This window comes from Amycolatopsis sp. TNS106 (assembly GCF_019330265.1).
Lineage (GTDB): Bacteria > Actinomycetota > Actinomycetes > Mycobacteriales > Pseudonocardiaceae > Amycolatopsis > Amycolatopsis lurida.
In genome coordinates this window covers 3,147,502-3,168,572 of sequence record NZ_CP024972.1, presented here as the reverse complement: position 1 = coordinate 3,168,572, position 21,071 = coordinate 3,147,502, and the positions used below count along the sequence as shown (strand labels likewise).

Below are 21,071 nucleotides of genomic sequence, written 5' to 3'. Positions count from 1 at the left end.
GTCCGTCGGCTCGCGTGATCAGGCGGACGACACGCGTGATCTAACGGACGACACGTGTGATCAGGCGGACGACACGCTTGTCGTCCGAGGTGGCATGCGGCCTGAAGTCAAACGGCGCCTTCGAGACGGCCCCGCAGCACGCTCGCCTTCCGGTCGTCGAGATCCATGACGAGCTGGAGCGCGTCGCGCCAGACCGCCATGGCCTCGTCGGTGTGTCCCTGCGCGGCCAGCGCGCAGCCGCGTTCGTCGAGGGCGTCGGCCTGTCCCCAGACGTCGCCGCAGTTCCGGTAGGCGGTCAGCGCCTGCTCGCAGTACCCGAGCGCCTGCTCGAGATCACCGAACCGGCGGCAGGTTCTGGCCAGCGGTACCAAGGCGAACCCCATGCCGTGCTGGTCGGCGTCCTTCGCGTAGGCGTCGAAGGCGCGCAGGCCGTGGTCGAGGGCCTGGTCCCGTTCGCCGAGGTCGCGGTACGCGCGGCCGAGGTGGACCCGTGCGGTCGCTTCGCCGAGCCGGTAGCCGATCCGGGCGTTCACCTCCACGCTCTGCCCGGCGAGCCGCACGGCTTCGGCGTAGTCCTCCCGCTCGTGCGCGATGTTGCCGAGTCCGACCAGAGCCCAGCCGAGGCTTGGGGTTTCGCCGATCTCCTCGGCGAGCTCGACGGCCCGGCCGAACAGGTCGCTCGCGCGGTCGAGGTCGCCGCGCCGCCGGTGCGCCTCGGCGAGGTTGATCGCCGACCACGCCAGCCCGCCGAGGTCACCGCCCGCCTCCGCGGACTCGATCGCCACCTCGTGGCTGGAGATCCACGTCTGCCACGGCCTGCCGAGCAGGTGGTAGTCGAACAGCTCCACCGGCAGCCGCCAGCCGATCTCGTACAGCCCGTGGTCCAGCGCCAGGCGGGCGACACCGGTGATGCTCGGCATCTCCGACGCGCACCAGATATAGGCCTCGTCGAACGTGGCGAACCGGAGCGGCTCGACGCCTTCGGGCGCGGGGCCCAGGTCGATGTGGTGGTCGCGGGCCGGGGTCAGCGTCCAGCTCGCCGCGTTGGCGGCGTAGAGGTACCAATGGGTCAGCCGCGAGACCGCCGCCTCCCGCTCGTCCCGCCACTGTGCGGCGGCTGCCTCTTCGGCGGCGTAGACGCGGAGCAGATCGTGGAACCGGTAGTACCGCGCGCCGATCTGCTGGACGAGATGCGCGTGCGCGAGCTTGTCGAGCAGCCGTCGCGCCTCGCGTTCCGGCAGACCGGCGAGCGCGGCCGCCGCGCCCGCGGTGAACCGCGGCCCGGGATGGAGGCCGAGCAGCCGGAACATTCGGGCGGCGTCGGCCTCCAGCGCGCGGTACGACCAGCTGAACGCGGCCCGGACCCCGACGGCGTCGTCGTCGACCGCGAGCAGTTCCAGCCTTCGCCCCTCGGCGACGAGTTCACGGGCGAGGTCGCCGACGCTCTGGTGGGGATGCGTGGCGACTCGTTCGGCGGCGATGTTCACCGCGAGCGGCAGCGCCGCGCACAGCCGCACGAGCCTGCCGACGCCTTCGGGATCGCCTGCCGCGCGTTCGTCGCCGATGAGGTCGGCCATGAGCCGCGCCGCTTCGAGATCTTGCAGTGGCTCCAAGGAAACCTGGACCGCGCCGGTGCCGACGACCAGTCCGGACAACCGCCGTCTGCTGGTGATCAGCACGGTGGTGTCCGGGGTGCCGGGCAGCACCGGCCGCACCTGGTGCGAGTCGAGGGCGTTGTCCAGCACGACGAGCGTGCGCTGGCCGCGCAGCAGGCCCCGCAGGAGCGCGAGCCGCATGTGCTCCTCGGCGGGGACGCGATCGGGGCGGACACCGACGCAGCGCAGAAGATCGTCGAGGATGTCGGCGGGTTGCGCGGGAGAGCCCGCCGCATAGCCGCGAAGATCCGACCAGAGGACGCAGTCGAACTCCTCTTGCCGCCGGTTCGCCCAATTCAGCACGAGCGCGGTCTTCCCGACCCCGGGCGGCCCGGCCACGAAGACCACTTTCGCCGATTCGGTGAACACTTTTTCGTCCAGCAGCGCCAAGTGTTCCGCACGGCCGACGAAATGATCCGGCGGCGGGGGAAGGTGCACATAGGGTTCCGCGCGGGCGGCTTCGGCGAGCACGATCAGGGTCCCGCCCGCGCCCAGTGCGCGATCGCAGGCTTCGGCGAATTCCGCGCTCGGCGGGGTGAGCCCGCGTTCGACCCGGCTGATGAGGCTTTTGTCGACATAGGCGAGTTTCTGGAGATCCCGCAAGGCCAGCCCGCGCGCCTGCCGCCGTTGCCGCAAGGCGCGCCCGAAGGTCAGCGCGGCCGTCGAAACCGGGCGTGCCTTACCGGTCGCCCCGGATCCGGCCGAGCCGGAATTCTCGGTCACCAGAAGCACCTTTCTCCCCGCTGCGCGGCAGATGGTGCCACAACCTTCCCATTACGTGGGTCACAACACGGCCACCGGGTATGCGCAGGTGCGAAGCCAGCCCCCAAACTGAGCGAGAACGCGCCCGTTCCCCACCGGTGCGCCAGTCGAAAGGGAGGTGGATCATGCGCGACCGCGAAATGTGAGCAGGCCCTGTTCCGCCTTGCGAGCATCCGGGCGAGTATTGATCTCCTCGGAAGCCGGCCGTGGCCGCCATGCCCGGCGGCCACGGCCGTGACCTTCGGAACGTTCAGGACCACTTAACGTCGGTGTAGATCTTTTCACTTGTCCTGACGAGTCGCCCGAGGCAGCTTGGAGGTATCGAGCCGCCCGGCGAAAGGAACGAAGTGAGCATCGGCGCGCCGGGAACCCTGATCCGGATAGGCGTTCTCGCCCTGTTGTGGGGATCGGGATTCCTGTGGATCAAGCTCGCCCTGACCGGGTTGCCGCCCGTTCAGGTGACCGTCATCCGCTGCGCGCTCGGCGCGGCCGTCCTTCTCGTGCTGAGCCGCTGGGCCGGGCAACGCCTCCCGCGCGGCCGCCGGATCTGGGGCAGGCTCCTCGTCGCCGCCTTCTTCTGCAACGCCCTGCCGTTCGCGTTGTTCGGCATCGGCGAACTGACCGTCGACTCCGGCGTCGCCGGGGTGATGAACGCGACGACTCCGCTGTGGTCGCTGCTGATCGGCATCGGGATCGGCGCCGAACGCCGGATCACGGTGATCCGCGTCGGCGGTCTGGTCCTCGGTTTCGCCGGCATCCTGCTGATCTTCGCGCCCTGGCAGAAGAGCGGCCTGCTGGGCTGGGGGACACTGGCCCTGCTCGGTGCCGGAATCAGCTACGCGATCGCTTTCGCTTACATGGGACGGAAACTCGTCGGCGAGGGCGGTCCGATCGCGATCTCCGCCGCCCAGCTGCTGGCCGCCACCGGGCTGAGCGCGCTGGCGCTGCCGTTCGACGCCGCACCGTCCGGGCCGCTGACCGTGACCGCGGTGGTCGCCGTCGTCGTCCTCGGGATCTTCGGCACCGGCGTCACCTTCTACCTCAACTACCGGCTCATCGCCGACGAAGGCGCGACCTCCGCGGCGACCGTCGGCTACCTGCTGCCGGTCGTCTCGGTCGCGCTGGGCGCGCTCGTACTCGGCGAGGAACTCGGCCCGCGGGTGCTCGCCGGGATGGCCGTGGTGTTGCTCGGAGTCGCCCTGACCCGCTACGTCAGGTCTTCGGCGAGCAAGTCCATCAGCAGTCCGTCGTGCCAGCCTTCGCCGTCGGTGTCGCGTTCGTAGCGGCGCATCACCCCGACCTCGCGGAAGCCGACGGCCTTGTAGCAGCGGATGGCGGCGTCGTTGTCCACGGCGGGGTCGATCACGAGCCGATGGTGCCCGCGATCGTGCAGGAGATGCCGCGCCATCGTGCGGACGGTGTCCGTGCCCAGCCCGCGGCCGTGGGCCGCCGGGTCGAGGAACAGGTCGACCGACGCGTGCCGGTACATCGGGTCCTCCTCCTCGCCGTACTGGACGAAGCCCCGGACGGCACTCCCTTCCAGGACCGTGAAGCAGGTCGTCGTGGGGTCGTCGAACGGCCAGGTGGGGGAGTCGTCGACCGAACCCCAGCGTGCCCCGACCTCGGCCGTGCCGCGGATCCGCCGCAAGTCCGGGACATGGGCCTCGGTGACCGGGGTCAGGGTCACGAACTCCCCGCGCAACTCGGTGGTCAGTTCCCGCTCCGTCCACTCGTCCGAATGGCGTCAGTCTAGGGAGGAACCGGCTGGGGCGCCGCCGGAACCGCAAGAACGCGGGGGCTTTCGCCGCCGGAATCGGGTATCAACGAAAGGGACGACGGAGGTGGGTCATGGGGAACCCGTTCGACGAAACGCGTCCGGTGGAGGAACTGATCGACGGTGGGGCGACCGCGGTGCGGGCGGCGGTGCTGCGCAAGGCGACCGAAGCGGTGGTCGCGAACGCCCGCGACGCGACGGATTGCCGGATGCTGCTGGAGATGCTGGGGCTGCATTCCGCAAGGCCGGCCCGGACCGACGATGAAGCCGCTTGAGGCCACATCGGTCTCGTGAGTGGTAAGGACGGTTCTAACCGTCCTTACCACTCACGAGGAGTGGGGTCAGCGCCGCGGCAGCACGCAGAATTCGTTCTCTTCCGGGTCGGCCATGACCACCCAGGGGTCCGGCTCGGGGTCTTCGAGGATCTTCGCGCCGAGTGACACGAGCCGGGCGACCTCCTCGCGCTGCTCGAGTTCGGTGGGCGCGATGTCGAGATGCAGCCGGTTCTTGCCCGACTTCCCCTCGGGGACGGGCTGGAAGAGCAGGCTCGGCACGTCGGGGCCCTTCAATTCGACATAGGTCACGCCGTGACCGTCGGTCCACCGTTCGGTCTCCGGGTAGCCGAGTGCTTCCTTCCAGAACGCGGCCAGTGCTTCGGCCTCACGGCAGTCGACGGCGACGGCGAGCATCCGGGTACGCATGGTTCCACGGTGGCACGGAACGGCGAGGTTTGCCGGATGCGCGGACGGGCATCCGGCGGGGAGCAGAGTCACTCGCCGAAGGGAGCACCATGAAGGCCGTCACCTGGCACGGGAAACGCGATGTCCGGGTGGACACCGTCCCGGATCCGAAACTGGTCGAACCGACCGACGCGATCGTGCGCATCACCTCGACCGGTATCTGCGGTTCCGACCTGCACCTTTACGAGGTCCTCGGTGCCTTCATCGACGAGGGCGACATCCTCGGGCACGAGCCCATGGGCGTCGTGGAAGAGGTCGGGTCCGGCGTGACGAACCTGAAACCCGGCGATCGCGTCGTGATCCCCTTCAACATCTCCTGCGGCCACTGCTTCATGTGCGACCGCGGCCTTCAGTCGCAGTGCGAGACCACGCAGGTCACCGACCGCGGCAAGGGCGCGGCGCTGCTCGGCTACACGAAGCTCTACGGCCAGGTCCCGGGCGGCCAGGCCGAGTACCTGCGCGTCCCGCAGGCCCACTACGGCCCGATCAAGGTGCCGGACGGCCCGCCGGACGAGCGGTTCGTGTACCTCTCCGACGTCGTGCCCACGGCTTGGCAGGCCGTCGACTACGCGAACATCCCCGAAGGCGGCACGGTCGTGGTCTTCGGCCTGGGCCCGATCGGCCAGTTCTCCTGCCGGATCGCGAAACACCGGGGCGCGGGCAAGGTGATCGGCATCGACCTGGTGCCGGAACGGCTCGCGAAGGCCGCCGCGGCCGGAGTCGTCACCTATGACACGCGTGAGCACAAGTACCTCGGTGACGTCATCCGCGAGGCGACCGGCGGCCGGGGCGCGGATTCGGTGATCGACGCCGTCGGGATGGAGGCGCACGGCGCACCGGTCGGGCGGCTGGCGCAGAATCTCGTCGGCCTGCTGCCCGATCCGATCGGCGCGAAGATCACCGAGAAGGCCGCGATCGACCGGCTCAGTGTGCTGTACGCGGCCATCGACTGCGTGCGGCGCGGCGGGACGATCTCGCTGAGCGGCGTCTACGGCGGCATGGTCGACCCGCTGCCGATGATGGACCTGTTCGACAAGCAGATCACCCTGCGGATGGGACAGGCCAACGTCCGGCGCTGGCTCGACGACATCATGCCGCTGATCGCCGACCCCGCCGACCCGCTCGGCGTCGAGGGTTTCGCGACGCACAAGCTCCCGCTGTCGGAGGCACCGCACGCCTACGAGATCTTCCAGAAGAAACAGGACGGCGCGGTCAAGATCCTGCTGGAGCCGTCGGCGGCTTGAGGTGTCGGCTCGCGGAAGGCGGGTATCCGGTATGCGGATCCTGACGAAAGGAGCGATGGGATGACCACGGCACGAGAAATCATGACCGCGGGCGCGACCTGCGTGTCCGCGTCGGACACCGTGCTCGACGCGGCGAAGAAGATGGCCGCCGAGTCCGTGGGCGCGCTACCGATCTGCGGTGAGGACGGCAAGCTCCAAGGCATGCTCACCGACCGCGACATCGTGGTGAAGGTGCTCGCCGAAGGCAAGGACCCGAGGGCGCTGCACGCCTCGGAACTGGCCCAGGGCGAAGCGGTGACGATCGGCGCGGACGACGACGCCGAGGAGATCATGCGCACCATGGCGAACCACAAGGTCCGGCGGCTGCCGGTGATCGACGGGCACAAGCTGGTCGGCATCGTGGCACAGGCCGACGTGGCGAGGGCGCTGCCCAACCCGGACAGCGGCGAACTGGTGGAAGCCCTGTCCTACGACTGACCCGCCATACTCCTTCGGTGGCGTTCTTCGACATCGAAGGTTATGAACCCGTGTGGCTCTCCGGACTCCAGGCGATCCGGAGGGCGCACGGGGATCGTTTGCGTGCGCTGGTGGGCAAGCGGCTCCGGCACGTCCACCTCACCTGGTTCGTCGAATACGACGAGTGGCTGTCGGACGCGCCCGTCGTGGTCGACTTCGGCGCCGAGCGGCTGGAGATCAGGCACTGGAAGTTCGACGAGCTTTCGCTGACCTGGAACACGATCGACCCGTACGGGAAGTCCTCATGGGATTGGGGTGATCCGGCCGAGCCGAGCCCGCTGCGGTGGCGCCAGGACATCTTCCCGGAACTGTCCGCTTTGGAGGGTCAGGTGCTCCAGGACGTCGAACTGCTCGACTGTGCGACGAGGGACATGGCGAACGGGATGGTCGCGCTCGGTTTCGTCTTCCCGCGAGGCCGGTTCACCGTCTTCAACGCCTTGGACGAGAACGGGATCGAGTTCATCGAACCGGACTCCTCCTATCGGCGGCATTCCCTGGCCGGCTGAAAACGGGATGCGCCGGTCTTCGATCTTGGTGATACTTCCCGGCATGTCCCGGATCAAACTGGCCGAAGCGCTCGCGCTGCGCGCGGACGTGACCAAGAAGGTTGAGGCGCTGCGCTCCCGGATCGTCGACAACGCGCGGCACCAGGAGGGCGACCAACCGTCGGAAGACGCCTCCGCCTTGCTCGTCGAGGCCGAAACCGCGCTGGACGAGCTGGAATCGCTGATCCGGCGGATCAACCGGACCAACGCCGCGACCCCGCTCGGGGAGGGCACGATCACCGACGCGATCGCGCGCCGCGACGTCCTGCGGCTCAGGCACGGTGTCCTGACCGCGGCCGCCGACGCCGCGGCCGGGCGCAACCAGGGCGAGTACGGCCGACAGCTCCGCTCGGAGCTGCGGTACCTCTCCGCGCTCCCGGTCGCCGAGTTGCGGTCCCGCGCGGACCGGGTCGCGGGGGAGATCCGGGCGGTCGACGTCGAGATCCAGCGCACCAACTGGGAGACCGACCTCCTGGACTGAACGTGGAAAGCAGGTAGCCCTCCGGGAAGCGGGCACAAGCCGAGGGCCGGCGGTATTCCGGCCCGGCCTGGCACGTGGCGGGCAGCGTGGGGTTCGACTCCCCGATCACAACTCCGCCCAGCACGACGCACAGGTGACGGCGCAAACGGCACAGTTCATCACCACGTGCCGGTTCCGGAGGGTGAGGGCGGGTACGGGGTCTTTCCACGCGCATTCCCGGCGGCATTCCCGGTGACACAGTGGTGTTCCCGACACTCTTCACCTCGTCGAGGCATGGGCGGAGCTGATCGACTCTGTGCCAAGGTGAAAAGCGGAACAACCCAAGAGCCCAGGTGGTGACCCCGGATGGCACTGAAGATCGGTTACAAGGCGTCGGCCGAGCAATTCGGCCCGCGCGACCTCGTCGAGTACTCCGTGCTCGCCGAGCAGGTCGGGCTGGACAGCGTGATGGTCAGCGACCATTTCCAGCCCTGGCGGCACCAGGGCGGGCACGCGCCGTTCTCCTTCGCGTGGATGGCGGCGGTCGGCGAGCGCACCGAGCGGGTCGTGCTCGGCACCAGCGTGCTGACGGCGACCTTCCGCTACAACCCGGCCGTGGTGGCACAGGCGTTCGGCACCCTCGGCAGCCTGTACCCGGGCCGGGTGCTGCTCGGTGTCGGCAGCGGCGAGGCCCTCAACGAGGTCGCGGTGGCCCGGATCGAGTGGCCGGCGTTCAAGGAGCGGTTCGCGCGGCTGCGCGAGGCGATCGAGCTGATGCGCAAGCTGTGGTCCGAAGAACGCGTCACGTTCGAAGGCGAGTACTTCCAGACCACGGACGCCACCGTGTACGACCGCCCCGAGGGCGGCGTGCCGATCTATATCGCGGCCGGTGGCCCGGTGATGGCGAAGTACGTCGGCAAGCAGGGCGACGGCTTCATCTGCACCAGCGGCAAGGGCATGGAGCTCTACACCGAAAAGCTCCTGCCCGCGGTCGCGGAAGGCGCGGAGCAGGTCGGCCGCAGCACCGGCGACATCGACAAGATGATCGAGATCAAGCTGTCCTACGACCCGGATCCGGCGCAGGCGCTGGAGAACACCCGGTTCTGGGCGCCGCTCTCGCTGACGCCGGAGCAGAAGGCCGGTATCGAGGATCCGGCGGAGATGGAAAAGGCCGCGGACGCGCTGCCGATCGAGCAGGTCGCCCGCCGCTGGATCGTCACCTCCGACCCGGCGGACGCCGTCGAGCAGATCAAGCCGTACGTCGAGGCGGGCTTCAACCACCTCGTCTTCCACGGTCCCGGCCACGACCAGGAACGCTTCCTGCGCTCGTTCTCCGAACAGGTCGTCCCGGGGCTCCGCGAACTCGCCTGACCCGGCGCGGACGGCGGCATCGCGCGGACGGTGCCGCCACCGGGGTTCAGGCGGGTCAGGACTCGGTGACGAGCTTCCCGATCTCCTGGTCGAAGTCGAACCATTCCGGCTCGGAGCCGGCGGGCACGACGTCGTAGGTGCGGTCGAGGAACTCGGCCAGCTCCTGTGCGGGCGCTTCGAGGACGGCGCAGCCGTCGGGCGCGCTGAGCGCGAAGATCACGATCGAGGTGTCGTCGGCCGGGCTGATGATCACGTCGCCTTCACCCGATGGGGTGAGGAGGCCGTCCGCGAGGAGATCGCGGCCGAACATCCAGCGCACCGTCCCGCCGCCCGAGTGATAGGCCACCACGACGGCGTACGGGTCCTCGGGGTCGTATTCGAGGTCGGCCCGCACGGGGAGCGGGTCCGCACCGAATGTGCGCAGGCCGAAGACGATCGTCCCCCGGATGAGGTCGCTTTCCCTGTCCAATGCTTCAGCCCCTTACGTTCGGTTGCTGTTGATCTTCAGCTATGGATAACGCAATGTGAAGCCTTTTCGTGACCCGAGTCGACAAGGTTCACACGTTCGGCTGAGAGCTGCGTCTCACGTGCTCACGCACCGTCTTCGGCGGGCACGTGGGGTGAGCGGACGGAAAAGGCGATCATCCGTGCAAAAGAAAGAGAATTCGCACGTGCATATTCCGATGAAGGAAATATGGGCAGCCATTTGGCGGAGTGAATCTGTATTCTTGGCGGTTTAACATCAGCACGCGTCGTTCAAATGTTTCCAGGAGACCGGCGTGGCTCCGTCCTGGACCTCGGCGAGCTTGGTCGTTGCGGATCGGAGGGAGCGGTAATGGGTGTACGAATCACCGTCGTCATTCCCAGGGAAGACCGCGCGCGGCGGGATGTCGTTCGAGGACCGCGCGCGCGGACGGCGACCGGACGTGTTCCGCCTTCGTCGGGCTTCGGGACCGCGCCGCCGGTGCCGCGCGTCCAGGGACGCCGTCGTGATTGACCGGCTCCCGATGCGCGTCGGGCAGGCCGACATCGACCGGCTGGAGGGCGTCATCGCCGCGCTCCGGGCCCGCGACTATCGAGAAGGCGGCGGGTCCTGCCGGGAGTTGCTGCGCGTGCTGGAACCGTACGGCGCCGCGCTGCGACGCGGGATGATGCCCGACCCGCTGGCCCGGCGGCTGGCCGGCGTGGTCGCGGATCTGCACAACCTCAAGGGCTGGACGGAATTCGACTCCGGCCGTCCGGTCCGGGCGGAGCGGCACTTCCGTCGCGCGCTCGATCTCGCGGAGGAGGCTGAAGACGACGACCTCCTCGCCAATGTCCGCTACCGGCTCGGCCGGATGTGCCTGCATCACCGGTCACCGTCGGAAGCGCTCGAGCAGTTCGCCCAGGGACAGGTCGCGGCGCGGCGCGCCGGACGGCCGCTGTCGCAGGCGATCCTGTCGGCGAACGAGGCGTGGGCCTACGCGCTGCTCGGTGACGTCCGCCAGGCACTCGACAAGATTTCCCTTGCCCCGGAACAGTTCGCGGACTCCGCGGGCGACGCCGTCCCGTCGTGGTCGGCTTTCTTCACGGCCAACGACCTGGCCGCGATGATCGGCACGGTGCGCACCGAACTCGCCAGGCTCGTCGACGTCCGCCACAGCCGGAAGGCCATTCCCGCGCTCACCGAAGCCATCGAGGGCTACGGGCCGGACATGGTGCGCAGCCGGTCGCTGACGATGATCTGGCTCGCGGTCGACCACGCGCTGGAAGGCGATCTCGACCGGGCGGCGGAGGTCGGTCTCGCCGCGATGGACATCGCGGACGGAATCCGTTCCGCGCGGACGCGAGATCGTTTACGGCCGCTGTCGGAAAGCGTGCGGAAGCAGGTGGGTGACATTAACGCGCGAGATATCCTTGACCGGATCGCAACATTTCGGGCCAGTGCCTGAGTGCCGGAGAATGGGTGTGGGAATGACCGGATCAATTTCGCCGGGCGTAGGCTCGCGGGTATGAAACGGACTTCGTTCGCGCAGTGGCCGTGTTCGATCGCGCGCACCATGGACCTGCTCGGCGACTGGTGGACGCCGCTGGTCCTGCGGGAGGCGTTCTACGGGATCCGCAGGTTCGACGAGTTCCAGCAGCAGCTCGACATCGCACGGAACACCCTCGCCGACCGGTTGCGCCGCCTGGTCGCGGAAGGTCTGCTGGAAAAGCGCGCCTACCAGGCCGACCCCGTCCGTTACGACTACGTGCTGACCGAGAAGGGCTCGGATTTCTACGGGGTCCTCGCCGCCATGTCCCGCTGGGGCGACCGCTGGCTCTCCGGGGACGACGGGCCGCCGATCACCCTCCATCACGAGACCTGTGGGCACGACACCCACGCCGAGGTCGTCTGCGCGCACTGTGCCCGGCCGCTCACCGCGGAGAACACGCGGGCCCGGCTCGGCGCGGGCTACCCGCCCAAGCTCGCGAGCCGCCCGGACGTCGTCCGCCGCTTCGCCGCGCAGGAAGGTTTGACAACGTAAGTCCATCTACGCAACTATCGAGGTCACGGGCATGGGAGGGTGACCACGATGGAGTGGACGGGCGCCAAGTACGCCGACAAGCCGACGGTCGAGGTGCAGGCGTGGATCGACGCCGCCCCCGAGCGGGTCTGGTCGATCGTGTCCGATGTGCGGCTGATGCCGGAAATGAGCCAGGAAGTCCGCTCGGTCGAGTGGTGCGACGGCGCGCAGGGCGCGCCCGCGGTCGGCAGGCGGTTCGTCGGTCACAGCAGGCACGACGCGTTCGGCGAATGGCAGACGACGTCGTACGTCGTCGAATGCGAGGCCCCGCGCGTCTTCGCCTGGGCGGTGCAGGATCCCGAAACGCCCACCGCGGTGTGGCGCTTCACGCTGGAACCCGAGAACGGCGGGACGAAGCTCCGGCAGTGGATGCAAATGGGGCCGGGGCGGTCGGGTCTCTCGCTGGCCATCGACCAGATGCCGGACAAGGAGGAGAAGATCGTCTTCGTCCGGCTGCGCGAGTTCGAGAACGCGATGACCGGGACCCTCGCCGCGATCAAGGAGCGCGCCGAGGCGGACGGCGCGTGATGCGGACGGCGACCACGGTCGAGGCGTCCCGCGGCTGGCGGGAGACGCTGGAGTTCGTGCTGGAGGCCGAAAAGCTCGGTCTCGACGAATGCTGGGTCGCCGAAGCGTGGGGTTCGGACGCGCCGTCCGTGCTCGGCTATCTCGCGGCGCGGACCGAGCGGATCCGGCTCGGCTCGGGCATCATCCAGCTCGGCACCCGGACCCCGGTGGCGATCGCGCAGACCGCGCTGACCCTCTCGGAGCTCTCCGGAGGCCGGTTCGTCCTCGGGCTCGGCGCTTCGGGGCCACAGGTGATCGAGGGACTCCACGGGGTTCCGTTCGCCCGGCCGCTGACCCGGATGCGGGAAACGGTCGCGATCATCCGGCAGGCGTTCGCGGGGGAGAAGATCTCGTTCTCCGGCAAGGAATTCGAGATCCCGCTGCCGGGCGAAAGCAAGCCGATGCGGCTGTCGGTGCCGCCGAATCCGGAGATCCCGATCCATCTGGCCACGCTCTCGCCCAAGCTGCTGGAGCTGACCGGCGAGATCGCGGACGGCTGGCTGGGCACCAGTTTCGTCCCCGAGGGGGCGCAGGCCTATTTCTCGCATCTCGACGCGGGTCTCGCGAAAGCGGGCCGAACGCGGGCGGACCTCGAGGTCTGCCAAGGTGCCGAGGTCGCCTTCGCCGCGGACGAGGACGAGTTGCGCGGGATGGTCGCGGGCCGCAAGGCCGAACTCGCGTTCAGCCTCGGCGGGATGGGTTCGGCCAAGACGAACTTCTACAACAACGCCTACAGCAGGCAAGGGTGGGCCGAGGCGGCCGCGGCGGTGCGGGAGCGTTGGCAGGCCGGCGACCGCGAAGGCGCCGCCGCATTGGTGACCGACGAGATGGTGCTCGGCACGACGCTGATCGGCACCGAACCGATGGTCGCCGAACGGCTGCGCGTCTGGCAGGACGCCGGCGTCGGCACGGTCCGGCTGTACCCGGCGGGGGAGACGGTCGCCGACCGGCTCACCACTCTCGGCCGCGCGCTGGAGCTGGTCCGTGCGCTGGGCTGAATGCCCGCGCCGGCTGAGGTGACCGGCCGAGCGCGGCCGGTCGCGCCTGCTCCAAGCGGGTAGAACTTGTTCCACTTTTGCCCATGGTCCGGAGAACATGACCTCGCTCGATCCCCACGCGAGGAGGATTCATGGGTCCCGATTCCGGTCTGTCCCGGCGCCAGGTCCTGCTCGGCACCGGGCTCGCGCTCGCTTCGGGACTGCCGTTCGCCGGGACGGCCGCGGCCGCCTCCGCGGTGCTCGGCGAGTACGACGTCGTCGTGGTCGGTGCGGGCGCGGCGGGGATGACCGCCGCGCTGACCGCGGCGAAACGCGGGCTCAGCTGCGTGGTGCTGGAGAAGGCGGCGAAGTTCGGTGGTTCGGCCGCCCGGTCCGGGGCGGGGATCTGGATTCCGTGCAATTCCGTGCTGGCCGAGGCAGGCGTCCGCGACACCCCGGACCAGGCCGCGCGGTACCTGGCCGCCGTCGTCGGCCCGTCGATCCCTGCCTCGCGGCAGCAGGCATTCCTCGCCAACGGCCCGGCGATGCTGTCGTTCGTGATGGCCAACAGCCCGCTGCGGTTCCGGTGGATGGAGGGCTACAGCGACTACTACCCGGAGCTGCCCGGCGGGATGCCTGGCGGCCGTTCGATCGAACCCGACCAGCTCGACGGGAACGTCCTCGGCGCCGAACTGGCCAACCTGAATCCGCCCTACCTCGCCACGCCCGCGGGGATGGTCGTCTTCAGTGCCGACTACAAATGGCTCGCGCTGGCCGCGGTCAACCCGAAGGGCGCCGCGGTGGCGGCCGCCTGCCTCGCGCGTGGCACGGCCGCCGCCCTCGCCGGGCAGAAACCGCTCACCATGGGACAGTCGCTGGCCGCGGGACTGCGGGCCGGGTTGCAGCGCGCCGGGGTCCCGGTCTGGCTGAACACGCCGTTGACCGATCTCGTCATCGAGAACGGGAAGGTCACCGGGGTGACCGTCGCCGCGGGCGTGGTGAAGGCCCGGCGCGGCGTCATCGTCGGCTCCGGCGGGTTCGAGCACAACGCGGCCATGCGGGCGGAATATCAGCGCCAGCCGATCGGTACACAATGGACGGTCGGCGCCCGGTCGAACACCGGGGACGGGATCCTGGCGGGAAAGCGCGCCGGTGCGGCACTGGACCTGATGGACGACGCCTGGTGGGGGCCGGCGATCCCGCTCCCCGGCGAACCGTACTTCTGCCTCTCCGAGCGGACCCTGCCCGGCGGGCTGATGGTGGACGCGGCGGGCAAGCGATTCGTCAACGAAGCGGCGCCCTACAGCGACGTCGTGCACACGATGTACGACCGGAACCCGACGTCGCCCACCATTCCCGCGTGGCTGGTCGTCGACCAGCACTACCGCAACCGGTATCTTTTCCGCGACGTCGCGCCACTGTTGCCGTTTCCCGACGAGTGGTACTCGGCCGGGGCGGTCAAGAAGGCGTGGACCGTGGAGTCGCTCGGCAGCGCGATCGGTGTCCCGCCGCAGGCGTTGCGCGCCACGGTGAACCGGTTCAACGGGCTGGCGCTGTCCGGTGTGGACAGTGATTTCCGCAGGGGTGCCAGCGCTTACGACCACTACTACACCGATCCGTACGTCCTGCCGAACTCGTGTCTCGCGCCGCTCTGGGAGCCGCCCTTCTACGCCTTCAAGATCGTCCCGGGCGACCTCGGCACCAAGGGCGGGATGCGCACCGACGCGCGGGCACGGGTCCTGCGGGCGGACGGCTCGGTCATCCCGGGCCTGTACGCCGCCGGGAACGCCAGCGCGGCGGTGATGGGCAACAGTTACGCGGGGGCGGGATCGACGATCGGCCCGGCGATGACCTTCGGTTATGTCGCGGCGAACGATCTCGCGGATCAGGCGGGCTGAGGTTTCATTCGTCTTCGGGCGGCTTGTGCGGTCGAAGTTGTGACGGAACGTAGGGAACGCCGTCCAAGGTGGAGTCGGTGAACCTGATGTCACCGCTGAACGTCGCTCCGTCGAACGTGGTGTAGCTGCTGAAGGTCACCTGGTTGAACCAGGCGTCACCTGCGAACGCGGCCTCAGTGAAGTAGGACCGATGCGCGAACGTCACACCGGGAAGGTACGCGTCTTCGAAGAACGTGGAGTCATCGAAGGTTGCGCTGTCGGCGAAGGTGGCTTTGCTGAACACCACGCTCCCGGTGAACGTCGTATTCGTGAACCGGGCCTCGCGCAGGAACGAGGCTGCGCGAAATGTGGCGGTCCCTTTGAAGGTGGCCGCGTCGAATCTGGCCATGGCTTCGAAGGTCGCTTGATCGAATCGGACGTTGCCGGTGAACCGGGCTTCCGAGAACCAGGCGTCGCCGGCGAACGTGACGCCGTCGAACCGGGTTTCCCCATCGAAGTGGATGCCCATGAACAAGGTGTCACCACAGAACCGAGCGTTCGAGAAACGTGCGTTGTTGAGCCGGCAGTCGCGGAGCATGACGTCGATCAACAGTGCGCCGCTGAGGTCCAGGTCGATGTCCGGCCAGAACCGTTTCCCGTCCTGATAGTTCGGGTCGAGGTGGTCGGCCAAGATGCGTTGGGCGGTCGTTCGTACTTCGCGTTCTTGGAGATCCCTTCGGTATTCGTCGTGGATATCCTTCTCGGCGGTGGGATCGGGAGGCTTGTCGGGAAATTCGTAAGGCATGCGCAGGTAGGCGCTGATCACGTTGACGATCGTCTGACGTTGTGAAGGGTTGTCTTGAGCCAGGCGATCGAGGGCGTACAGCCCGGCGAGCCGAACGGGTGCCTTGTCGGCTCCCAGTTGCTCCACTGCTTTGAGGTAGAGGTCGCTGATCCGCCGCTCCGCGGCATCGTGGCGAGCGTCGTCGTTGGCCTGCTCTCGCAGTTGAAGGTCATGACGCTTGGTGATGAGGTCCTGTTCCGCGGTCTGCTGGCGTCGGGCGGCCAGGAGCAACGCGATGGCGCCGCCTGCTCCGAGCACGATCGTGCCGACGGTGCGCACCCCTTCCAGCCGAGCCTTGTCGGCGTCTGTTCCTTTTCCGTAGAGAAAGAACAGCACCCAGCAAGCGGCGACGGCGAAGACCAGGAGAAGCCCGGCGCACAAGGTGATGGTGCGATTCGACAGGGTTCGATGTTTCCCCTCCGAGGTACCGGCCGGTCGGGGTCGCGACTTTTCCGGAGGCTGGGAATCATCGGCCATCGGACCATGATCGCAGCGCGGGGCCGATTTCGAATCTGGCGAATACGTGATAGACCCGGGCGTGTTCAGGCTGGTCGGGACATTTGTCGCGCCGGTGTGAGGACGCGGTCGGCGACCTTCATCCGTGAAACGGCGATGACGAGCACGAAAGCGGTGAGCGCGGCGATGGTCCGGATGACGTTGTAGGTCTCCCACTGATCGAGGATCGCCGCGTGGTCGGCCGGTGCCGAGGTGGCCGCCCAGACCTTGATCCGGCCGTTGATGGGCACGTTCCCGAAGCGGGCGACCAGAAACGAGGTCACGACGAGGGCCGTGGCCACGCCGGCCAGCTGCCGCGGCCGCTCTCGGCTCAGGAAGGCGAGCGCGAGGGAGCTGATCGCCGCGAGCGCCATCGCGGACTGCATGACGACTCCGTTCCGCTGCATCAGCGCCGTGTGGAAGGTCAGCCGGACGTCGAGCGGGACGACGTCGAACGTGGCGGCGACGTTGACCGCGCCGTACCCGAACGCTCCCGCGAGCAGTCCTGTCGACAGGAGAGCGATACCGGTGGCGAGGCTTAACTTTGACATGCTGTCAAACATAGCCGCGTGAGTTAATGTTGACAACATGTCCGAGCTAGCCGAAGGGCGGCAGCGGCGACGGCGGACCGACGCCGATCGCAGTGTCGCTTCGATCCTCGCCGCGGCCAAGGAAGTCCTTGGCACGCAAGCCCATGCGAGCGTCGAGGACATCGCGAGAGCGGCCGGAGTGAGCAGGCAGACCGTCTACGCGCACTTCAAGACCCGCGAGGTGCTCCTGAGCGCGGTGATCGACGCGGTCTCCGAGGAGGCGGCGAACGAGATGGATGCCGCGCGGCTCGGCGAGGGTCCCGCCGCCGACGCCATGCTGCGCCTCCTCGACGTCGGCTGGCGGATGTTCCGGCGCTATCCCCAGCTGCCCGCCGGTGCCGCCGAAGAGAACGATCCCGAAGCCGACCGGAACCGTCATACGCCGGTGGCCGACCATCTGGACCGGCTGCTCACCCGGGGCAAGGAGTCGGGGGAGTTCGACCGGGAACTCGCGAATCCCTGGCTCGTCGACGCGATCGTGGCGCTCGGTCACGCCGCCGGACACGCCGTGGACGCGCAGCAGTTGACGCTCGAAGACGGCGTCGACGCGCTCGCCGAGAGTGTCCTGCGGCTCTGCGGTGCCGCTCGGCGGGACTGACGGACACGGAACGCCCCGAAGCGCTCACGGCCGGTTCCGCACCCGTTAAGGTGGGGCGTTCGCGTGGCATCAAGGGCTGGGGGGTCCGCCATGATCATCAAACGTGCCTATCACCACGGGGATCTTCGTCGTGCGCTCGTCCTCGCCGCACGGGAGCTCCTCGTCGAACGAGGTCCGGAGGGAGTGAGTCTGCGCGCGGCGGTCGCGAAGGTGGGTGCGTCCACCGCGGCGCCGTACCGGCATTTCCGCGACAAGGACGCGCTGCTGGTGGCGGTCGCGCTGGAGGGGCACGCCGAAGTGCAGGACCGCCTGCGGGCCTGCGGCGCCGGGACGGTGACCGCGCTCGGACGGTCCTATCTCGGCTTCGCCCTGGAGAATCCGGCGCTGTACCGCTTGATGGCCGGCGCCGGGATCGGTGACCGCGCCGCGTATCCGGAACTGGCCGAGGCGCACCGGGTGACCTGCGCGGTGCTGGCCGACGGGGTGGGGGAGCGGAACGATCCGGGCGGTTTCGCCGTCACGCTCTGGTGCCTGCTCCACGGGCTGGCCACGCTCGTGATCGACGGCCACGTCGAGCGCGAAGCCGCGGTCGCCGAAGTGGAGCGCAGCCTCGGGCTGCTGGTGGGGTGAGGACACGTGGTGCGCTCGCCCAAGGGGGCACTGTGTGGATTTCGGTGCGTTGGACGACCGGAAATCCACACAGTCCCCCTGAGACGTGGGTGTGTGGAAATAGGGACATTGAACGTCTCTATTTCCACACACCCCTCACTCGCAGTCCCACAGGTCACGTGGAGTAGCCGTATGGGCGAGGGCTCTCAGCGATCGATCACGAATATCACGAAGTCTCGAACGAACCAACCACCCCGCGACCCGGTTCAGCCGATGGACGGAATGAAGGTCGGCAGCCGCCGCACCTTCGTGTCCTGCTCGAAGGCGTAGGCGATGGCCAGGAGCGACGGTTCGCTGAACCGTCCGCCCATGATCGACAGCCCCAGCGGCAGCGGTCCGGCGTACGCCATCGGAACGGTCATGTTGGCGTAGCCCGACACGGCCGCCGGGCCGGACGAGTCGATCAGCAGCGCGCCGTCACCGACCCCGAGCTGCGTCTTCCACGCGGCGTTGTTCGTCGGCGCCACGATCGCGTCGAGCTTCTCACCGCGCAGCGTTTCGTCGAGGCCCCGCCGGGCGGCGCTCGTCGCGGCTTCGCGCATCGCGCGGTACGCCGGATCGGTGAGATCGCCGGTGGTGGCCTGCGACCGGTCCCACAGATTGTGGGTCCAGTACGGCATTTCGATCGCCGCGTGGTCCAGGTTGTACTGGATCAGCCCCGCCAGGTCGGCGGGATGCTTGCCGCCGGTCGAAGCGAGGTAGGCGTTGATGTCGTGCTTGAACTCGGTCCTGATCGCGGGGAACTCGTTGGCGGCGATGACGTCCAGATAGGGGATGGTGATCTCGACCGTGGTCGCGCCGAGTTTCCGGAGCCTGGTCAGCGCCTGGTCGAAGGCCGCCTTCGTCGTGTCGTCCGGTGTGTAGACCTCACGCCAGACGCCGATGCGCTTTCCACGCAAAGCGTTGGGGCGCAGGAACCGCGTGTAGTCGTCGAGTGATTGCCGGGCGGCGTCGACGGTGATCGGGTCACGGCGGTCGGCCCCGTTGAGGGCGGCGAGCAGGATCGCGGCGTCGACCACGTTGCGCGCCATCGGGCCCGCCGTGTCCTGCTGTTTCGACACCGGCACGATCCCGCTGCGGCTGACGAGCCCGAGGCTCGGCTTGACGCCGACGATGCCGTTGGCGCCGGACGGGCAGCTGATCGAACCGTCCGTCTCGGTCCCGACAGCGACGGTCGCCAGGTGTGCGGCGACGGCCACCCCCGAACCGGACGAGGAGCCGCACGGGTTGCGGTCGAGGACGTAGGGGTTGGCGGTCTGCCCGGCGAGCGGGCTCCAGCCGTTCGACGAGCTGGTGGAGCGGTAACTCGACCACTCCGACAGGTTGGCCTTGCCGAGGATGACCGCCCCGGCCTCGCGCAGGTTTTCGACCACTCCGGCGTCGCGGTAGGGACGGGATTCCAGCAGTGCCGTCGAGCCCGCCGTGGTCGGCTGCCGGTCCGCGGTGTCGATGTTGTCCTTGAGCAGCACCGGGATGCCGTCCATGGGCCCCTTCGACCGGTGCCGGTGCCGCCGCGCGTCACTCTCCGCGGCGAGCCGCAGCGCGTCCGGGTTCGTGGTGAGTACCGCGTGGAGCGTCGGGTTCAGCTTGCGGATCCGCTGCAGGTAGAAGGCGGTCAGCTCGACCGAGGACAGCCGCCCGGAGCGCATCGCCCGCTGCAGGTCGGGGATCGTCGCCCGCTCCAGGTCGATCCCGGCCACCACGGGGCGGCCGGAGGCTCCCGTGGCCGACGCCGGGACGGCCGTGGTGGCCGACGCGGCCGACACCATGACGAGAAACGCGGCGACGGCCACGCCCCGCCTTTTCCAGGAATGTCTTCTCAAGGAATTCCCTCCTTGCTCGAAAGAATTCCTGAACAGTACGGGCGCGGCCGTGGTTCGGAACCGGCCCCGAAAAGCGGGAAACGGTGAGTTGATCGCCGCGCGGCCGCTCATCCGGTAGGCGATCGGTCACGCAAACAGCCTGCGGGGCAACGGTGAGCGTGATTTCGGCACTGGGTGACGCCGGTCGTGGACGCACGGTGAGGGGATATCCGGGATTCCGTCGGAAATATTCCGCCTGCTTTCGGCGGGACATCGGTTTTCGCGTTGATCGCGGATTGTTCGCGATTCGCCGATCATCCGGCCCGGTTCCGCAGTGAGCATTCGGCGAGCGCGGCGCCGAAGGAACGGGCGGTGCTCGTCAGCACGGCCACCGTGGAAGCCGGGTCGCGGCGGGCGGGCAGGACGGCGGCGAGCGCCGCGCCGGCCCGGCCGTCCGGGGTCGTGATGCCGACGGCGGCGCAACAGAGCCCTTCCGCGATCGTCTCCGATTCGGCCGCGTACCCGGCCGCGCGGATCTCCAGCGCGTCCGCGTCCGGTTCGGCGAGGGCGGGGTGATGGGCGGCGAGGAGCCGCCCGGCGGCGGTCCCCGGAGGAAGCGGGCGGCCCGGGCACACGGGGACGTCGTCGGCGGGGAGGACGGCGCCCGCGGCGACCAGCGCGCGACCTTCCCTCGGGACCACGAGCACCAGGCTCGCGCGCATCCGCGCCGAAAGCGACGGCAGCCGTTCCTTGGCCAGGTCCCGGAGTTCGGGCTGCCAGAACCGCCCGAGGCGGAACACCCGCGAACCGATCCGGTAGCCGCGGCCGGCCCGTTCGACCGCGCCGAGGTCGGCCAGCTGGTCCAGGAGCCGGTGCACGGTGGTCTTCGGCAGCCCGGTGGCCCGCACGAGCTGGGTCAGCCCGGCCTGCCCGTCGTGTTCATCGAGTGCTTCGAGCAACGCGAACGCGCCTTCGAGCACGCCGCGTCCGCCAAGGGGTTCCCGCATCGCCGCCCTTTCCCGGAAAAAGGTCACACCGG

Annotated in this window: 22 protein-coding genes; 14 read left to right on the top strand and 8 right to left on the bottom strand. The window is 68.8% G+C overall.

Annotation, left to right across the window (positions count from 1 at the left end; translation table 11 throughout):
- Nucleotides 1-107: 107 nt before the first annotated feature.
- Nucleotides 108-2,378 carry a helix-turn-helix domain-containing protein gene (locus CVV72_RS14275; protein WP_255632692.1) on the bottom strand — a complete coding sequence of 757 codons (2,271 nt, stop codon included), beginning with the start codon at nucleotides 2,376-2,378 and terminating at the stop codon, nucleotides 108-110.
- 386 nt (nucleotides 2,379-2,764) lie between these two features.
- On the opposite strand from CVV72_RS14275, the gene CVV72_RS14270 reads away from it, so the two are divergent.
- Nucleotides 2,765-3,700, top strand: a complete 936-nt coding sequence (locus CVV72_RS14270; RefSeq protein WP_219152891.1) for a DMT family transporter — start codon at nucleotides 2,765-2,767, stop codon at nucleotides 3,698-3,700.
- On the opposite strand, the gene CVV72_RS14265 is transcribed toward CVV72_RS14270, so the two are convergent.
- Nucleotides 3,625-4,131 (bottom strand): GNAT family N-acetyltransferase, encoded by a 507-nt coding sequence (locus CVV72_RS14265; protein ID WP_370641957.1) that lies wholly within the window; start codon nucleotides 4,129-4,131, stop codon nucleotides 3,625-3,627. The two genes, CVV72_RS14270 and CVV72_RS14265, sit on opposite strands and share 76 nt — an antisense overlap.
- A gap of 134 nt (nucleotides 4,132-4,265) precedes the next feature.
- Between CVV72_RS14265 and CVV72_RS14260 the strand changes: the two genes are divergently transcribed.
- The gene (locus CVV72_RS14260) at nucleotides 4,266-4,466 is read left to right on the top strand and encodes a hypothetical protein (RefSeq protein ID WP_219152889.1); all 201 of its coding nucleotides are present in this window, start codon (nucleotides 4,266-4,268) and stop codon (nucleotides 4,464-4,466) included.
- A gap of 66 nt (nucleotides 4,467-4,532) precedes the next feature.
- Here CVV72_RS14260 and CVV72_RS14255 read toward each other — a convergent pair whose 3' ends face one another.
- Nucleotides 4,533-4,892 carry a VOC family protein gene (locus CVV72_RS14255; RefSeq protein ID WP_219152888.1) on the bottom strand — a complete coding sequence of 120 codons (360 nt, stop codon included), beginning with the start codon at nucleotides 4,890-4,892 and terminating at the stop codon, nucleotides 4,533-4,535.
- An 89-nt stretch (nucleotides 4,893-4,981) separates the two neighbouring features.
- Here CVV72_RS14255 and CVV72_RS14250 point away from each other — a divergent pair, with 89 nt between their 5' ends.
- The 5 genes from CVV72_RS14250 to fgd all read left to right on the top strand — a co-directional run bounded on the left by CVV72_RS14250 (nucleotide 4,982) and on the right by fgd (nucleotide 9,067).
- Nucleotides 4,982-6,175, top strand: a complete 1,194-nt coding sequence (locus tag CVV72_RS14250) for a zinc-dependent alcohol dehydrogenase (RefSeq protein ID WP_219152887.1) — start codon at nucleotides 4,982-4,984, stop codon at nucleotides 6,173-6,175.
- A 60-nt stretch (nucleotides 6,176-6,235) separates the two neighbouring features.
- Nucleotides 6,236-6,652 (top strand): CBS domain-containing protein, encoded by a 417-nt coding sequence (locus CVV72_RS14245; RefSeq protein ID WP_219152886.1) that lies wholly within the window; start codon nucleotides 6,236-6,238, stop codon nucleotides 6,650-6,652.
- Nucleotides 6,653-6,669: 17 nt separating this feature from the next.
- Entirely contained in the window at nucleotides 6,670-7,197 is a 528-nt protein-coding gene (locus tag CVV72_RS14240) for a hypothetical protein (RefSeq protein WP_219152885.1), read from the top strand.
- Between the two features lie 43 nt (nucleotides 7,198-7,240).
- The gene (locus CVV72_RS14235; RefSeq protein WP_255632691.1) at nucleotides 7,241-7,717 is read left to right on the top strand and encodes a DIP1984 family protein; all 477 of its coding nucleotides are present in this window, start codon (nucleotides 7,241-7,243) and stop codon (nucleotides 7,715-7,717) included.
- Between the two features lie 345 nt (nucleotides 7,718-8,062).
- A complete protein-coding gene (fgd, locus tag CVV72_RS14230; RefSeq protein ID WP_034319550.1) occupies nucleotides 8,063-9,067 on the top strand; it encodes a glucose-6-phosphate dehydrogenase (coenzyme-F420) in 1,005 nt (334 codons plus the stop codon).
- Nucleotides 9,068-9,122: 55 nt separating this feature from the next.
- On the opposite strand, the gene CVV72_RS14225 is transcribed toward fgd, so the two are convergent.
- Entirely contained in the window at nucleotides 9,123-9,536 is a 414-nt protein-coding gene (locus tag CVV72_RS14225; RefSeq protein ID WP_034319553.1) for an SsgA family sporulation/cell division regulator, read from the bottom strand.
- A gap of 538 nt (nucleotides 9,537-10,074) precedes the next feature.
- On the opposite strand from CVV72_RS14225, the gene CVV72_RS14220 reads away from it, so the two are divergent.
- The 5 genes from CVV72_RS14220 to kstD all read left to right on the top strand — a co-directional run bounded on the left by CVV72_RS14220 (nucleotide 10,075) and on the right by kstD (nucleotide 15,055).
- Complete coding sequence (locus CVV72_RS14220; RefSeq protein WP_219153954.1) at nucleotides 10,075-10,998, top strand: tetratricopeptide repeat protein; 924 nt, start codon at nucleotides 10,075-10,077, stop codon at nucleotides 10,996-10,998.
- A 60-nt stretch (nucleotides 10,999-11,058) separates the two neighbouring features.
- Entirely contained in the window at nucleotides 11,059-11,574 is a 516-nt protein-coding gene (locus CVV72_RS14215) for a helix-turn-helix domain-containing protein (RefSeq protein ID WP_219152884.1), read from the top strand.
- Nucleotides 11,575-11,622: 48 nt separating this feature from the next.
- Entirely contained in the window at nucleotides 11,623-12,141 is a 519-nt protein-coding gene (locus CVV72_RS14210; protein WP_219152883.1) for an SRPBCC family protein, read from the top strand.
- Entirely contained in the window at nucleotides 12,141-13,178 is a 1,038-nt protein-coding gene (locus CVV72_RS14205) for an LLM class flavin-dependent oxidoreductase (protein WP_219152882.1), read from the top strand. The genes CVV72_RS14210 and CVV72_RS14205 overlap by 1 nt, the downstream gene beginning before the upstream one ends.
- A 131-nt stretch (nucleotides 13,179-13,309) precedes the next feature.
- A complete protein-coding gene (gene kstD / locus CVV72_RS14200; RefSeq protein ID WP_219152881.1) occupies nucleotides 13,310-15,055 on the top strand; it encodes a 3-oxosteroid 1-dehydrogenase in 1,746 nt (581 codons plus the stop codon).
- Between the two features lie 4 nt (nucleotides 15,056-15,059).
- Here kstD and CVV72_RS14195 read toward each other — a convergent pair whose 3' ends face one another.
- Both CVV72_RS14195 and CVV72_RS14190 read right to left on the bottom strand, forming a co-directional pair.
- Nucleotides 15,060-16,214 carry a pentapeptide repeat-containing protein gene (locus CVV72_RS14195; protein ID WP_219152880.1) on the bottom strand — a complete coding sequence of 385 codons (1,155 nt, stop codon included), beginning with the start codon at nucleotides 16,212-16,214 and terminating at the stop codon, nucleotides 15,060-15,062.
- Nucleotides 16,215-16,420: 206 nt separating this feature from the next.
- Nucleotides 16,421-16,924 carry a DUF1772 domain-containing protein gene (locus CVV72_RS14190; RefSeq protein WP_219152879.1) on the bottom strand — a complete coding sequence of 168 codons (504 nt, stop codon included), beginning with the start codon at nucleotides 16,922-16,924 and terminating at the stop codon, nucleotides 16,421-16,423.
- Nucleotides 16,925-16,961: 37 nt separating this feature from the next.
- Between CVV72_RS14190 and CVV72_RS14185 the strand changes: the two genes are divergently transcribed.
- Together CVV72_RS14185 and CVV72_RS14180 are read left to right on the top strand one after the other, a co-directional pair.
- Complete coding sequence (locus tag CVV72_RS14185) at nucleotides 16,962-17,561, top strand: TetR/AcrR family transcriptional regulator (RefSeq protein ID WP_219152878.1); 600 nt, start codon at nucleotides 16,962-16,964, stop codon at nucleotides 17,559-17,561.
- A gap of 90 nt (nucleotides 17,562-17,651) precedes the next feature.
- On the top strand, nucleotides 17,652-18,191 hold the full coding sequence (locus CVV72_RS14180) for a TetR/AcrR family transcriptional regulator (protein ID WP_219152877.1): 540 nt from the start codon (nucleotides 17,652-17,654) through the stop codon (nucleotides 18,189-18,191).
- 245 nt (nucleotides 18,192-18,436) lie between these two features.
- Here CVV72_RS14180 and CVV72_RS14175 read toward each other — a convergent pair whose 3' ends face one another.
- Nucleotides 18,437-19,999, bottom strand: a complete 1,563-nt coding sequence (locus tag CVV72_RS14175) for an amidase (protein ID WP_219153953.1) — start codon at nucleotides 19,997-19,999, stop codon at nucleotides 18,437-18,439.
- A gap of 347 nt (nucleotides 20,000-20,346) precedes the next feature.
- Nucleotides 20,347-21,039, bottom strand: coding sequence for an IclR family transcriptional regulator (locus tag CVV72_RS14170; RefSeq protein WP_219152876.1), 693 nt, complete (start codon nucleotides 21,037-21,039; stop codon nucleotides 20,347-20,349).
- Nucleotides 21,040-21,071 lie beyond the last annotated feature (32 nt).

Coding starts and splice junctions, on each gene's coding strand:
- CVV72_RS14260 (WP_219152889.1), top strand. CDS start 4,266: ATGGGGAACCCGTTCGACGAAACGCGTCCGGTGGAGGAACTGATCGAC.
- CVV72_RS14255 (WP_219152888.1), bottom strand. CDS start 4,892: ATGCGTACCCGGATGCTCGCCGTCGCCGTCGACTGCCGTGAGGCCGAA.
- CVV72_RS14250 (WP_219152887.1), top strand. CDS start 4,982: ATGAAGGCCGTCACCTGGCACGGGAAACGCGATGTCCGGGTGGACACC.
- CVV72_RS14245 (WP_219152886.1), top strand. CDS start 6,236: ATGACCACGGCACGAGAAATCATGACCGCGGGCGCGACCTGCGTGTCC.
- CVV72_RS14235 (WP_255632691.1), top strand. CDS start 7,241: ATGTCCCGGATCAAACTGGCCGAAGCGCTCGCGCTGCGCGCGGACGTG.
- fgd (WP_034319550.1), top strand. CDS start 8,063: ATGGCACTGAAGATCGGTTACAAGGCGTCGGCCGAGCAATTCGGCCCG.
- CVV72_RS14220 (WP_219153954.1), top strand. CDS start 10,075: ATGCGCGTCGGGCAGGCCGACATCGACCGGCTGGAGGGCGTCATCGCC.
- CVV72_RS14215 (WP_219152884.1), top strand. CDS start 11,059: ATGAAACGGACTTCGTTCGCGCAGTGGCCGTGTTCGATCGCGCGCACC.
- CVV72_RS14210 (WP_219152883.1), top strand. CDS start 11,623: ATGGAGTGGACGGGCGCCAAGTACGCCGACAAGCCGACGGTCGAGGTG.
- CVV72_RS14205 (WP_219152882.1), top strand. CDS start 12,141: ATGCGGACGGCGACCACGGTCGAGGCGTCCCGCGGCTGGCGGGAGACG.
- kstD (WP_219152881.1), top strand. CDS start 13,310: ATGGGTCCCGATTCCGGTCTGTCCCGGCGCCAGGTCCTGCTCGGCACC.
- CVV72_RS14190 (WP_219152879.1), bottom strand. CDS start 16,924: ATGTCAAAGTTAAGCCTCGCCACCGGTATCGCTCTCCTGTCGACAGGA.
- CVV72_RS14185 (WP_219152878.1), top strand. CDS start 16,962: ATGTCCGAGCTAGCCGAAGGGCGGCAGCGGCGACGGCGGACCGACGCC.
- CVV72_RS14180 (WP_219152877.1), top strand. CDS start 17,652: ATGATCATCAAACGTGCCTATCACCACGGGGATCTTCGTCGTGCGCTC.
- CVV72_RS14175 (WP_219153953.1), bottom strand. CDS start 19,999: ATGGTGTCGGCCGCGTCGGCCACCACGGCCGTCCCGGCGTCGGCCACG.
- CVV72_RS14170 (WP_219152876.1), bottom strand. CDS start 21,039: ATGCGGGAACCCCTTGGCGGACGCGGCGTGCTCGAAGGCGCGTTCGCG.